Raw genomic sequence first — 13,277 nt, 5'->3', positions numbered from 1 at the left:
TAAAAGATTCCGATAAACTTTTTGTGAAGGTGCTCCGCATCCTGTATTTAAAAGCCAATCGTTTTCAGTTCATCTTGAACCAAAAGGCTCAAATAGCGTGTGAGTGAGGAGTACATAAAGGCTTTCATCGAAATGAAGCGACCTATCGACAGATTATCAGGAAAAAGGTGGGAGTACAGCGCAAAAATGTCTTTTTGACGAATTTTTAAAATTAGCGGACGCATTGAAGCGGTGTTATAATTCGCGCCAATTGCATGTCTTAGTGTTTTCGCTAGTGCTTTTGCTAAGACCGTCATGCCTTTTGTGAGAGACCTTTTTGATAGCTGCTTCTAACCTATGTCTTTGATTGTTTTAGGAATTAACCATAAAACTGCGCCACTCGCCATCCGTGAGACGGTTGCTTTTGCCGATCATGAGTTGGGTGAAATCATGGCGGAGGTTAAAGAGAAAACGGGCGGTTCTGAAGTCGCTTTATTATCAACCTGTAATCGAGTTGAGTTTTATCTATCGAATGAGTCGTTAAGCCATGAGCAAATCAAAGAGCAGTTACTGGTTTGGTTGAAAGCCAAAAAAGAGCTGAATGATGACTTGGAAGCGTCGATTTATTATCACAAAGGCTTGGATGCGGTGAAGCATTTAATGCAGGTTGCCAGTGGTTTGGACTCGATGGTGCTTGGTGAACCTCAAATCTTGGGGCAGCTAAAAGCTTGCTATCAAAAAGCTAGGCGCGCAGGAGCGGTGGAGCAGATCATGGAGCGTTTGTTCCAGAAAACTTTCGCTGCTGCTAAACGCGTGCGTCACGAAACTGATATCGGTTCGAATCCCGTGTCGGTGGCGTATGCGGCGGTGACTTTGGCTCGACATATTTTCGCAGATTTCTCCAAGTTAACAGTGTTGTTCGTTGGTGCAGGTGAAACCATCGAGTTGGCCGCGCGCCACTTAGAGCAAAGCGGCGTTAAGCAGATGATCATGGCGAATCGAACCTTAGCCAATGCTCATAAATTGGCTGACGAGTTCGGTGGTAAAGCGGTGGGGCTCGACGCTATTCCTCATTATTTAGCGCAGGCGGATATCGTGATTAGTTCGACGGGAAGTATGTTGCCGATTATCGGTAAAGGTATGGTCGAAACCGCGATTCAAGAGCGTCGCCGAAAAAGTATGTTTATGGTGGATTTGGCGGTACCACGAGATATCGAAAGCTCGGTGGCTAAGTTGGATGATGTCTACCTCTATAGCGTTGACGATTTGGAAGGCGTGATTCAAGAAAATATGCAGGCTCGCCAAGAAGCAGCTGAAGAAGCCTTAGTGATACTGGATGAGTTTGCCGAGGATTTTGAAAAGTGGCATGCTGGCCGCCAGAAGCATGATACAGTGCGTGAGCTGCACCAAGTATTCGCTGACATTGCTCAGGCAGAATTGGAGCGGGCCAAAACACAGTTAAAGAACGGTAATGATATTGAAGCTGCGTTAGAGCATTTTTCACACCGTTTGACCAAAAAGTTTTTGCACCAGCCGATGGTGTGGTTGCGAGAAGATGATGAAGAGTTGGACCGTCATGAGATTACGCGGCAGCTATTCCAGCTTGACAAAAGCTCTGATGATTAAGTAAAACCACATCTTACTGGTTGTTTTAAAAAGAATTTTACCCATAGGATTAAAGAAAATAGCATGTTGCAGGATTCTGTTAGTCAAAAGTTAGAAGGTCTGGTTGATCGCCACGAAGAATTAGAAGCTTTGTTGGGCGACCCTGAGATTATTTCTGATCAAAATAAATTTCGCGATCTTTCGAAAGAATATTCTCAGCTAGAAGAGGTCGTAAAAGCCTTTCAGGAGTATCAAGAAGCGGTTGAAAATCTTGAAAATGCAGAAGAAATGCTGAAAGACGACGATCCTGACATGCGTGAAATGGCTCAGGAAGAGTTAAAAGCATCAAAGGCAACCATTGAACAGTTGGAAGTTGACCTGCAAAAGTTGTTGTTACCGCGCGATCCCAATGATGACAAAAATACTTTCCTTGAAATCCGTGCTGGAACTGGTGGTGATGAGGCGGCGATTTTCGCTGGCGATTTGTTCCGTATGTACAGTAAATATGCGGAAAAGAAGCGCTGGCAAGTCGAAGTGATCAGCGAAAGCCAAGGTGAGCACGGTGGCTATAAAGAAATTATTCTGCGTATCGTTGGTGATGGCGTGTTCTCGCACTTAAAATTTGAGTCTGGCGCGCATCGTGTTCAACGTGTTCCAGAAACTGAGTCGCAAGGCCGTATCCATACCTCGGCTTGTACCGTGGCCGTAATGCCAGAAGCGGATGAGTTGGATGCGATTGATATCAACCCAGCAGATTTAAAAGTCGATACGTTCCGTGCGTCTGGCGCGGGTGGTCAGCACGTTAACAAAACCGACTCGGCGATTCGTATTACTCACTTGCCGACCGGTGTGGTGGTTGAGTGTCAGGACGAGCGCTCACAGCACAAAAACCGTGCTAAAGCCATGTCTGTGTTACAGTCGCGTTTGCAAGCCGCGGAAGAAGCGAAGCAGCAGTCTGAACAGACTGAGATGCGCCGCAACTTAGTCGGCACGGGTGATCGTTCGGATCGTATTCGTACCTATAACTACCCGCAAGGTCGTATGACCGATCACCGTATCAATTTAACCTTGTATAAGTTGGATGAAATCATGGAAGGGGATATTGACCAGATCCTTGAGCCACTGGTTCAAGAGCATCAAGCCGATCAGTTGGCAGCCCTGTCGGGTCAATCTGATTAATTAGCGGGATATAACCTTTGAGCAAAACAGTTCAAGAAGCACTGAATTGGGCTGTTTCAGAACTTTCACTTGTTGACACAGCCAAACTAGACGCCGAAGTTATTTTGGCTCACGCCTTAGGCCAAAATCGAACTTGGCTTAAGACGTGGCCGGATAACACTCTGAGTGATGATGACCTAGAACATTATCAGGAGCTTGTTAAACGTCGAAGCGACGGTGAGCCTGTTGCCTATATTACTGGCAAGCAAGATTTTTGGACATTAAGTTTAAAAGTCACGACCGATACCTTGATTCCCCGCCCGGAAACTGAGCACTTGGTCGAATTCGCGCTCAGTAAGATACCTCAGAACGATGCATGTCTGGTGGCTGACTTAGGCACTGGGACGGGCGCCATTGCTTTATCCATCGCCAGCGAACGTCCGAAAGCAACGGTTTGGGCAATGGATATCAGCCAAGGTGCGTTGGCAGTCGCTGAACACAATCGTCGGCAGTACGCGCTGGGTAACGTCACTTGTCATCAATCTTCATGGCTGGATAACTGGAATGGCGACTCGTTTGATGTGATTGTCAGCAATCCTCCCTATGTCGAACAGCATGATCCTCACTTGGATAGTCTTAAATATGAGCCGATAACGGCGTTAGTGGCTGAAGATAAAGGTTTGTCCGATATCAAAATCATTGCACGACAAGCAGCACAGCACCTCAAGCCTTCGGGTTGGTTGATGTTCGAACATGGTTTTGAGCAAGGTCCTGCGGTAAGGAACATTTTAACGGAGCAGGGGTTTGTCGAGGTCGGGACCGAGCAAGATTACGCTGGGTTAGACAGAATGACTTTTGGGCGAAAAGCTGAACTTTAAGGCCCAAAATAGGTCAGTTCTTAAGTGTTTGGGGATAAAAGGCTCACCAAGTCGCCAATCTGTGAAAATAATCTTGTATGCTAGGCTTTTAAGCTTGCCGAGTTTGGCGAGTATTGTTAGAGTAACGCGATTGAGAATATTCTCACAAGCCTTGTCGCTATTGGTTTTAAGCCCTTTTGATTGACAATTATTTTAACGAATTTGAGTAAAACAAGTTTTAAGCGGGAAACCTCCTCCGATGTTTAATAAATTACGTGGCCTTTTTTCTACCGACCTGTCTATTGATTTGGGTACGGCAAATACTTTGATTTATGTTCGTGACCAAGGAATCGTTCTTGATGAACCTTCAGTGGTCGCCATTCGACAAGACCGCTCAGGCGGCGCTAAGTCGATTGCAGCAGTCGGTGAAGCGGCGAAGAGAATGTTGGGCCGTACGCCTGGCAACATTGTAGCGATTCGTCCATTGAAAGACGGTGTTATCGCTGACTTCGAAGTCACTGAAAAAATGCTACAACACTTCATCCGCAAAGTTCATGACAACACCTTTTTCCGTCCTAGCCCACGCGTACTGGTTTGTGTACCTTGTGGTTCGACACAGGTTGAGCGTCGTGCGATTAAAGAATCAGCGCTAGGCGCGGGTGCTCGTGATGTTTACCTTATTGAAGAACCTGTGGCGGCAGCTGTGGGTGCGGGCTTACCAGTAAACGAAGCGCGCGGCTCGATGGTGGTGGACATCGGTGGTGGTACGACAGAAATCGCGATTTTGTCGTTGAACGGTGTGGTTTACTCAGATTCTGTACGTATCGGTGGTGACCGTTTCGATGAAGCAATTATCGAATATATTCGCCGCAACTACGGCACCATTATTGGTGAAGCAACCGCTGAGCGCATTAAGCACGAAATTGGTACTGCCTACCCTGGCACTGAAGTTCGTGAGCTCGACGTTCGTGGCCGTAACTTGGCTGAGGGTATTCCAAGAAGCTTCACTATTAACAGCAATGAAATTCTTGAGGCGTTACAAAACCCATTGCATGGCATCGTCCGTGCGGTGAAAACGGTTCTTGAGCAGTCGCCACCAGAGCTTGCGGCTGATATTTCAGAGCGCGGTATGGTCTTAACTGGCGGTGGTGCTTTAATTCGTGACGTCGATAGATTGCTGATGGAAGAAACTGGTTTGCCGGTGATTGTGGCTGAAGATCCACTGACTTGCGTAGCTCGTGGCGGTGGTAAAGTCTTAGAAACCATTGACGAGCATGGTGGTGATTTGTTCTCTGACGATTAATCGAACAAAAACTCCATTAAAATCGGGCACTTAGATTGCCCGATTTTTGTATCTATTCCATAAAAATTGCTAAACTAATGTCTATTGATGTGGACTAACTATTTGAATTTACTCTGGCGGGAGGAGTAGGCCATCAAAAATCTATTCACACGAGGCCCATCCTTGGTTTTACAGCTGGTCATGAGTTTAATTTTGGCTGCTGTCTTGATGGTACTGGATTATCGTTACGATTATTTGAGTAGCGCTCGTAAAGGTGTATCCACGGTATTGGCCCCGATTTACTTCTTAGCAAACCTCCCCAATGAAGTTGCCGCTTGGGCCGACAGTAATATTGTCAGTCGTAATGACCTTCTCAATGAAAACCGCCGTTTAAAAGACGAGCTTCTGATCTTGAAAGCACAGAACCAACGATTGATTGGTTTGGAATCTGAGAATGCTCGGTTGCGTGCTTTGTTGGGTTCATCTCGGACCCTGCGCGGAAAACGCGTGATTGCGGAAGTACTCAACATCGATAGCAGTTTGTTTGCTAATGAATTGTTGCTCAACAAGGGCAGTCTAGATGGTGTCTTTGTAGGGCAGCCGGTAGTTGATGCTGAGGGGATTATGGGGCAGGTGACAGAGGTATCGACCTCGACATCGCGAATGATTTTGTTAAATGATCAAAAGCATGCGATCCCTGTCCGAGTTGATAGAAACGGTGTTCGTGCGATTGCGCAAGGCAACGGTAGGACGCTTTACTTACGTCATCTACCGAATACGATTGATATTGAAGAGGGTGACTTGCTGCTGAGTTCTGGCCTAGGGCAGAAATTCCCTGATGGTTACCCTGTGGCGAAAGTGATTTCTGTGGTGCGCCAATCGGCACAGCCTTATGCTGAAATTTTGGCGGAGCCAACGGCGAATATTAACCGTGCCAATCATGTTTTGCTGTTGTGGCCATATCATGACCCTGAGCAAGGCTCTGAGAGCAAAACGTCTGACTCTGAACTAGAGGGAGGCGATAATGCAGAATAAGCAAAAACGTGGCACTTGGGTCATTATTTTAACGCTTTTGATTGCGTTGATTCTTAGTGTGATCCCACTCCCCGAGTCGTGGTTACCGTATCGACCTGACTGGCTTCTGTTAGTCTTTTCGTACTGGGTGATAGCGTTACCCCACCGGATTGGGTTGCTTTGGGCATTTATCTGGGGACTGATATTCGATGCGCTATTGGGTAGTACCCTAGGTATGCACAGTTTTACTCTATGTGTTATCGCGTTTATTTTGCAGCTTAATTATCTCCGTATACGGATTTACCCAATCTGGAAGCAGGCGTTAACCATGGGTGGTTTTAGTTTGTTATATTTGGCACTGGTTTTATGGTTATCTCGGGTGACAGGAAGTCCTGAAAGCGATCTCAGCTACTGGATTTCGTCAGCCATCAACGCTTTGTTATGGCCTTGGCTGTTTATTTTACTACGTGATATTCGTCGCTACTTCAAAGTCAGTTAATGCTTTATTTATTGAGGGCAGATTCATATGGTTCCGAGTTTTTCAAAAATTTATCTCGCCTCTGGCTCTCCTCGTCGGCAAGAGCTGTTGACGCAACTGGGAGTGGACTATATCCAGATTGAGAATAACTTTGATGAAACGCGTCTACCGAAAGAGTCGCCAAAAGACTACGTAGAGCGAGTTGCTCTGGGTAAAGCACAATCTGCAAAACAGAAAATGGACGGTATGGCTGTCTTGCCTATACTCAGTGCCGACACCACAGTGGTACATAATAATGAGCCGTTAGGGAAACCTGATGATTTGGAGCATGCAGTTGAGTTGCTGCTGAGGTTGAGTGGTGAAAGACACTTGGTCATGTCGAGCGTTGTGATTGCTATGGAAGATACATTTCTACAAACCACGGTTGAAACCGATGTTCAGTTTGCTGCACTTAAAGAAAAGACGATTAGGGCTTACTGCCAGACTCAAGAGCCATTGGGAAAAGCGGGTGGTTATGCGATACAAGGCTTAGGTGGCAGTTTAATTGAGACGATAAAGGGCAGTTACACCAACGTGGTTGGTTTGCCGATTTATGAGACCCGTCAATTACTTGAGCAGGCCAAGGTTCAGTTTGCATTAAGCAGCTTAGACTAAGCTGGAAACAGGCAGAAATATCATGCGCGACGAAATACTCATTAACATTACGCCTCAAGAAACACGAGCTTCGATTGTGGAGAACGGCGTGTTGCAAGAAGTCCACATTGAACGTCGGGAGAACCGAGGGATTGTTGGTAATATTTATAAGGGTGTGGTGAGACGTGTGATGCCAGGGATGCAGGCTGCCTTTGTTGATATTGGTCATGAGAAAGCGGCATTCCTGCACTTAGCGGATATTGTTACCGATAAAGCTGAAGGGAGTAAGCAAGCGATAGAAGGTTCACAATTATTAGACAAGCAGCAAGCACAAGAGACCGATATCACTACAGTATTGCATGAAGGGCAAAAAATCATTGTGCAGGTGATTAAAGACCCCATCAGTAGTAAAGGTGCTCGGCTGACAACGCACATTACGATTCCTTCGCGTTACTTGGTACTGATGCCCGATACCGAACATGTCGGTGTGTCACAACGAATAGACGACCAAGATGAGCGTCTTCGACTGCGTGAGTTACTCGAAGAGCACGAGGAACTGGATAATGGTTTTATTATTCGCACAGCAGCAGAAGGTGCTTCAGAAAAAGAGTTAGTCCGAGATGCGCTTTTTTTGGCAAAACTATGGAACGGTATTACCGAGCGCTCGAAACAAGTAAACGCACCGGGCTTGGTTCATGAAGATTTAGGTTTAGAGCTTAGGATCATGCGCGATATTTTTGCTGATGATGTTGAGCGTGTTCGTATTGATGATGAGGCGACTGTTGGGCGAATCATTGACTTTGTCAGAGAGTTTCTTCCTGAAATGGAAAGCCGGATTGAGTTGTATCAAAGTGAGCGCCCGATTTTTGATTTATACAACGTTGAAGAAGAAATCAAGAAAGCCTTAGAAAGGAAAGTCCAATTAAAGTCTGGGGGGTATTTAATTATCGATCAGACTGAAGCCATGACTACGGTCGACGTCAATACAGGAGCATTTGTTGGTCATAAAAATTTAGAAGAGACCATTTTTAGGACTAACCTTGAAGCTGCGACTGCTTTAGCCCGACAGTTAAGACTTAGAAATTTAGGCGGTATTATTATCGTCGATTTTATAGATATGAAGGAAGAGGAGCACAAGCGACAGGTGCTTAGAACTCTGGAGAAACTTCTAGAGAAAGATCATGTCAAAACACAAATAACCGAAGTCTCAACATTAGGGCTTGTTGAAATGACCCGTAAGCGCTCCAGAGAAAGTCTTGAGCGTTTATTGTGCGAGCCTTGTCAGCAGTGCAATGGTCGGGGTTATGTAAAAACAGCGGTGACTGTGTGTTATGAAATCTTCCGAGAGTTGAGCCGTGCTGCACGAACCTATGATGTTCAAAAGTTCTTAGTATTGGCAAGTCAGGAAGTGGTGGACTGTTTATTGGACGAAGAAGCCAGTAGCCTTGGTGATCTTGAGGTTGAAATTGATAAACCTATTAAGTTGCAGGTAGAAAGTTTGTATTCGCCTGAGCAATTCGATGTGGTCTTAATGTAGTTGGATATTTGATGGCGAAATCTTTGACAAGGCTATTGCGACGTTTTCTGACCTATATCTTGTGGTTGGTGTCGATACTCGTCATTGTTTTCGTATTGTTTGTTTCTGTCGTTAAGCTTTCTCTGCCGTACTGGACCGATAATAAAGAGCGCATGATCGCCTTGGTGGAGGAGCAAGTAGGAGGCTCCTTCAATTATTCAAGTTTAGATATTGATTGGTCAGAGTTTAAACCCAGTATTTTTATTAATGGAGCAACTTGGTCCAACGAATCAAAATCACAATCTTACAATGTTGAGAAAGCACACATCACCTTAAATTTTTGGGAAAGTCTCTTCAAAGGTTATTTAATTACCGAAAGCATTGATCTTAACCAGGTTAATGCTGAGCTTCTGATGCCCCGATTTGATCAAGATGAGGGGGCTATCTCAACTGATATCACCTTGTTGTTAAAGCGCTATCCAGAAATCATTGATCAAGAATCCATTCAAATTAATGATCTTAGTTTAAACCTGCATAAGGATGAGGCGTTACGGACTATTCGGATTGAGACATTAACCTTTACTAAGCTTGGCAAGCAGAGGCAGCTCATCATTGAAACTCAAAGCTCTTTTGCGACCTACGGTAAGTTGATAATTGAGTCGAGTGGCCAGCCGTTCGCTAATGATAATCCAATTAAACTTTATGGACTGCTCAGAGATTTTGATGTCGTTGATAGTTCGTCATTTTTTGATTTACCGCAAGGTATACCGGTTGAGTTAGCGGATAGTGAGTTTTGGTTTGAGTATGAAGGTGAGACACCTAAGTCTGGACGTTTGTTGTTTTCTGCGAGTAGTACTAGCTCTCAAGTCGCGCAGCTTGATGCGGAAATTAATTATCTAACAGAAGATGGATTATCTATCTTTTCCAGTGACCAATTTCATGTGGTTGAGCGTTTAGAATCTGAGCAACTCAAACGCTATGACAGCTATTTTAAATTAGTCCGTGATGGGAGGCAGCCATCAAAAGTTGGGTGGTTATTGGAAGCAAGAAACACTCCTATCGGTTATTTTTCAACATTAGCTAGTCCATTTCTAGCCCCAAGCATTAGGGACATACTTCTCAAGGTCAAGCCTCAAGGCGAGTTAGTCAGTCTTGATATCGAAGCTGAGCAAATTGAAGAAGGCCTAGTACCAAAATATGGTCATGCTGAATTGGTGAACCTTTCCACAGAGCAAAGCGATGTTTCTCCGGCTGTTCAATTGGATCAGGTCATTATTCGTGATGAGGGTAAGGGCTGGAATTTACAGTTTAATGCAGGCGCTAAAACACTGGCGTGGGCTGGTGTATTTCAATCAGCTATTCCAATTGAGCAACTTCAATTAGATGCTTGGGTAAGCTTTATTGATAGGCCCTTGGCGCGCATTAATCATCTTGAGTTTGTGAATGATGACTTATCGGTATTGGCAAATGGAGCGATCAGGGGATTGGACAACGATGTCGATCTATCTGTTTATGCCGAGGCTAGTCAGATTAATATCGCTGCCCTTGAAAAGTATTGGCCAAGGAATGAACTCGAAGAGGATGTTTTAGAGTTTCTGGACATGGCATTAATTAGCGGTAGCGTAGATTTAGCAAAGCTCACTTGGCGTGGCAACATCGAAGATTTCCCGTATGTGGATCATCAAGGACAGTTTGATATCCAAGCAAAAGTTTCAGAGAGCACCTTCAAGTTTGATCCAGATTGGCCAATTGTTGAAGGTTTAAACGCTGATGTTCAGTTCTCCAACAATGAGATGTTGCTACGGGCCAGTAAGGGGCAGATTTTAGGTAATGGTGTAGATAGTGTTAATGGTGTGATTGAGTCACTGTTTACTGAAGGGTCGATATTAAAATTAGATATCAACAACCACGTTTCCTATGAGCCTTATCAGAACCTTTTTCTCAACTCGCCTCTTAAAGAGTGGTTAGGCGAAGAACTGCTCGATCTTGAATTTAGTGGTCGGCTAAGCAATCGACTAAAGGTAACAGTTCCATTAAGTGAAGACAGCGACGATACAACTTTGGATGGGGAGATCACCTTCGCTGGACAAGATATTGAGCTTAGAAGTTATCAACTAGGTTTAAATGGCTTGCAGGGTAAATTGCATTATACCGAGCGAGGTGCATATGCAGAGGATATCAAAGCCAAGTTATGGCAGAGCCCAGTTACCATTGATATTGGTGTAGATGAGTACACTAATAACGATGACTTGGTTAATATCAATGCCAATTCTAATTTTGACGTAGCGAAAGCCGTTGCTTCGTTGAATGTTGAGTTACCTATTTATGTTGAAGGTAATAGCTTGGTCAATCTGCACTATCGACAAGATAGTGAGGGCTCGGAGTCACTCATTGTACGTAGTGATTTAAGCGGGACAGAAATTAATGGGCCATCGTGGTTGAGTAAAAGCAAAGATGAAAAAAGCTCTTTTCTATCCACGCTGTACCGAAAAAATAATCGCATACATGCAAGAACCATCTATAGAGATACCATTTCTTCTCAACTGGACTTTGGGGTAGACACTCCTGAGGATATTAATGGTGTGATTGCAATGGGAGACCTAGCCACGCACTCTATAGATGTACCCAAAAAAGGCGTTGCGATTCAGGGATTCTTCGCAGAAATTCACAGTAATGAATGGCTGAATAGTTTGCAGGTAAAAAAACAGGGCGATTTTTACTGGCCAGAATGGATTGACCATATTTCGATTCGAACAGCGCTTTTTACTATTGCCGGACAGTCATTACATGATGTTGTGTTCACCGATTCTTTACTGGAAGACGAGAGTGTGAGGTTTAATGTTGAGGCTAGAGAAGGCGCTGGTCATTTAACTCTTTATTCTGATGGTAGAAAGCATGTCACTGTGCAGAAACTCGATATCGAGCTAGATTCATTCAGTCGTCTTTCTGACTCCGAAGTGAGTATCAATAAGTCGTCGCTAGACCATTGGCAGTTGGAGTGCCTAGACTGCACCATTAATGGCATTGATACGGGTAAGCTAACCTTGGTATCCAGCTTGGAAGATGGTGCAGTGGTTGTTAAGGGTGATAGTCAAATTCAGGGCCAGCTCTCTGCTTACTTAGAAGGTCAATGGAAAGGAAATCGTAGCGAGGTTAATATTAATTTTACTACGATTGATACTGGTAGCTTGCTGAAGCGTTGGGGCTATGGCGATGGTCTAAAAGAAGCACAAGCGACTGGTGCTATTAAGCTCAACTGGGAAGGTGGCTTTCACGATATTAGCCTGAACAATTTGAATGGTAACATTCGATTAGAAACTGGTGAAGGTGTAGTGAAAGAGTTAAGTGACCGCCAAGCTCGGGTGTTCAGTCTCTTTTCTTTACAAAGCGTTAGACGTCGGTTGTCTTTAGACTTTAGTGATTTGTTTGAAGATGGATTCTTCTTTGACAAAATCACTGGTGAGTTCACGATTAAGAATGGTGTAGTCCACAGTGATAACGTGTTTATTGACGGTGCTGCTGCAGATGTTAGAGTGAATGGCTCGACGAATCTCGTAAAACAGACTGTTGATCAGAATGTAACGGTTGTCCCCAAACTTGGCTCAAGTTTACCTGTTTTGGCGGGCTGGGCTGTCGAACCAACCACTGGGCTGATCATGTTACTGGTGAATAAAATATTCGAACCCGTGATCGATGTCGTGGTGAGTATTGAGTACAAAGTGAGTGGTAGCTTGACTAACCCAACGGTGGTTGAGGTCAGTAAAAAGTCAAAAGAAGTGGCTGTTCCCGAAGTAGAAGAGGTGCCAGAAGCCCTACCGAAAGAGGTACTACCTGAGAATTTACCTGATCTGCAAGAGCAAGCCGAAGAGCCTGAAGAAGGTCGTGAGCAGTCAGAATCAGAAGGTGAGCAGAATTAATGTCTAAAGAAATTACCATAGGTTTGATTCAGCTATCTTCGTCCAGTGTGATTGAGGATAATTTACAACAGGCTGAAAAATTAATTAAGGCGTCTGCTGCTGATGGTGCAGACATGGTGGTGTTGCCTGAAACCTTTGCTTTAATGGAAAAGTACAATGGGCAGAAGCTAGATTTTGTTGAACAACATTTAGGTGGCCCGATACAAGGTTGGATGCAACGTGTGGCGAAGGAAAACCAGGTAGCTGTTATTGGTGGCACAATTGCAGTGGCATCTGGCGTAGATGATAGACCGTTCGCACGCTGCTATGTCTATGACAAGCAAGGCGAGCTAGTCACCTATTATGATAAAATTCATATGTTTGATGTGGCAGTCAAAGCCGATGAAGTTTATTCAGAATCGAACAACACACTGGCAGGCGATGAGACTAAAGTTTTTGAATTGATGGGTGTGACGTTTGGTTTGTCAGTTTGTTATGACTTGCGCTTCCCTGAGCTTTATCGTTTATATCAACAGCAGGGTGTTCAAATCATATTGGCACCATCGGCGTTTACTCAGAAAACTGGTGAGGTTCATTGGCAGCTATTATTACAAGCAAGAGCTGTTGAGAATTTATGTTTTGTCGCCGCCTCCAATCAAACGGGTGAGCATGATAATAAACGCAAAACGTTTGGCCATAGTATGTTTATCGGACCGTGGGGAGACGTGTTAGGTTCAATGTCCCAGCAGGAAGGATTTATCAATAGAGCCATCGATATTGAACACATTGAGAAAATTAAAAAGCGCTTTCCAGTACATACGCACCGACGTTTGTAGCGCGAAGTATAAGGTAGAGAATG

At 44.6% G+C, this 13,277-nt stretch carries 11 protein-coding genes; 10 read left to right on the top strand and 1 reads right to left on the bottom strand.

Annotation, left to right across the window (positions count from 1 at the left end; genetic code table 11):
- Positions 1 to 47: 47 nt before the first annotated feature.
- On the bottom strand, positions 48 to 296 hold the full coding sequence (locus KFK88_RS08270; RefSeq protein ID WP_223578501.1) for a hypothetical protein: 249 nt from the start codon (positions 294 to 296) through the stop codon (positions 48 to 50).
- Between the two features lie 40 nt (positions 297 to 336).
- On the opposite strand from KFK88_RS08270, the gene hemA reads away from it, so the two are divergent.
- The 10 genes from hemA (at position 337) to KFK88_RS08220 (ending at position 13,254) form a co-directional block, all read left to right on the top strand.
- Complete coding sequence (gene hemA, locus KFK88_RS08265; protein WP_223578500.1) at positions 337 to 1,605, top strand: glutamyl-tRNA reductase; 1,269 nt, start codon at positions 337 to 339, stop codon at positions 1,603 to 1,605.
- 66 nt (positions 1,606 to 1,671) lie between these two features.
- A complete protein-coding gene (prfA, locus tag KFK88_RS08260) occupies positions 1,672 to 2,763 on the top strand; it encodes a peptide chain release factor 1 (RefSeq protein ID WP_223578823.1) in 1,092 nt (363 codons plus the stop codon).
- 17 nt (positions 2,764 to 2,780) lie between these two features.
- Positions 2,781 to 3,620 carry a peptide chain release factor N(5)-glutamine methyltransferase gene (gene prmC, locus KFK88_RS08255; protein WP_223578499.1) on the top strand — a complete coding sequence of 280 codons (840 nt, stop codon included), beginning with the start codon at positions 2,781 to 2,783 and terminating at the stop codon, positions 3,618 to 3,620.
- Positions 3,621 to 3,858: 238 nt separating this feature from the next.
- Complete coding sequence (locus KFK88_RS08250) at positions 3,859 to 4,902, top strand: rod shape-determining protein (RefSeq protein WP_223578498.1); 1,044 nt, start codon at positions 3,859 to 3,861, stop codon at positions 4,900 to 4,902.
- Between the two features lie 132 nt (positions 4,903 to 5,034).
- Positions 5,035 to 5,916, top strand: a complete 882-nt coding sequence (gene mreC / locus KFK88_RS08245; RefSeq protein WP_223578821.1) for a rod shape-determining protein MreC — start codon at positions 5,035 to 5,037, stop codon at positions 5,914 to 5,916.
- Positions 5,906 to 6,394: a rod shape-determining protein MreD gene (mreD, locus tag KFK88_RS08240; RefSeq protein ID WP_223578497.1), complete on the top strand. Its 489-nt coding sequence runs from the start codon at positions 5,906 to 5,908 to the stop codon at positions 6,392 to 6,394. The genes mreC and mreD overlap by 11 nt, the downstream gene beginning before the upstream one ends.
- A 27-nt stretch (positions 6,395 to 6,421) precedes the next feature.
- Positions 6,422 to 7,027: a Maf family protein gene (locus tag KFK88_RS08235; protein ID WP_223578496.1), complete on the top strand. Its 606-nt coding sequence runs from the start codon at positions 6,422 to 6,424 to the stop codon at positions 7,025 to 7,027.
- A 22-nt stretch (positions 7,028 to 7,049) separates the two neighbouring features.
- Complete coding sequence (gene rng, locus KFK88_RS08230) at positions 7,050 to 8,543, top strand: ribonuclease G (protein WP_223578495.1); 1,494 nt, start codon at positions 7,050 to 7,052, stop codon at positions 8,541 to 8,543.
- A gap of 11 nt (positions 8,544 to 8,554) precedes the next feature.
- Positions 8,555 to 12,439, top strand: a complete 3,885-nt coding sequence (locus KFK88_RS08225; protein ID WP_223578493.1) for a YhdP family protein — start codon at positions 8,555 to 8,557, stop codon at positions 12,437 to 12,439.
- The gene (locus KFK88_RS08220; protein ID WP_223578491.1) at positions 12,439 to 13,254 is read left to right on the top strand and encodes a carbon-nitrogen hydrolase family protein; all 816 of its coding nucleotides are present in this window, start codon (positions 12,439 to 12,441) and stop codon (positions 13,252 to 13,254) included. The genes KFK88_RS08225 and KFK88_RS08220 overlap by 1 nt, the downstream gene beginning before the upstream one ends.
- Positions 13,255 to 13,277 lie beyond the last annotated feature (23 nt).

Origin of the sequence: Kangiella taiwanensis (assembly GCF_020005165.1) — a bacterium.
Classification (GTDB): Bacteria; Pseudomonadota; Gammaproteobacteria; order Enterobacterales; family Kangiellaceae; genus Kangiella; species Kangiella taiwanensis.
This window is presented reverse-complemented; position numbering and strand designations above follow the sequence as displayed.